The organism is Sporomusa sp. (assembly GCF_057736855.1).
This window is the reverse complement of sequence record NZ_JBYKYF010000453.1, coordinates 1-887: the sequence shown is the minus strand read 5'-3', so window position 1 is coordinate 887 and position 887 is coordinate 1. Positions and strand designations below refer to the sequence as shown.

At 41.6% G+C, this 887-nt stretch carries 1 protein-coding gene; it reads left to right on the top strand.

Annotated elements, in window-relative coordinates; all coding sequences use genetic code 11:
* Positions 1 to 630 (top strand): IS256 family transposase (locus AC29Z1_RS17540; RefSeq protein ID WP_488272730.1); only part of this gene is annotated, 630 nt, incomplete at its 5' end.
* Positions 631 to 887 lie beyond the last annotated feature (257 nt).

Here is an 887-nt window from a genome sequence, read left to right as displayed (position 1 = left end):
GACGAAGGCCGCAAAGAAGTTCTTTCCATACAGATTGGCGAAAATGAAAGTAGCAAGTATTGGCTCAGTATCTTGAACGAGCTCAAGAATCGAGGAGTAAAGGATATACTGGTTCTATGCGCCGACGGTTTGACTGGGATCAAGGAATCTATAGCAGTGGCTTATCCCCAGACAGAATACCAGCGCTGCATAGTTCACCAGGTCAGGAACACCTTGAAATACGTAGCAGAAAAGGACAAAAAAGCTTTTGCTGCTGATTTAAAAACAATATATCATGCTCCTTCCGAAGAAGCTGGGTATGAACAGATGCAAATAGTGACCAAAAAGTGGCAAGAACGTTATCCTAATGCCATGAAGAGTTGGTCGGCCAATTGGGATGTAATCAGTCCCATCTTCAAGTTTTCCTCCGACGTTCGCAAGGTCATATATACTACCAATGCGATCGAGAGCTTAAATAGCACCTATCGTCGGCTGAATAGTCAAAGAAGCGTATTTCCAAGTGATACCGCACTTTTAAAGGCACTTTATCTGGCAACCTTTGAAGCTGTAAAAAAGTGGACTTTGCCAATTAGAAACTGGGGTAAGGTTTATGGGGAACTATCGATTATGTATGAAGGTAGGCTGCCCTAGCAAAAAGCAAACGGCCAGTCAAGAGTAAATGAACGCCCTTTTTAAGGGCGCTCTTGACATGCCATTTGCTTTTCACTATATTGTAATAAGGTCTTGTAAGCCAAAGTTTGGCTCACAAGCCCCAATAAAAATTATCATGGAAAGCAATTTACAGAAAAACTTTCACACCGTCTTGGAATTATTGTTCCTGGTTTCCAGCCTTTTGGCAACTTCAATTTGCCTAAACCTGCTTTTCCAGCTATATCATTAAAATATTC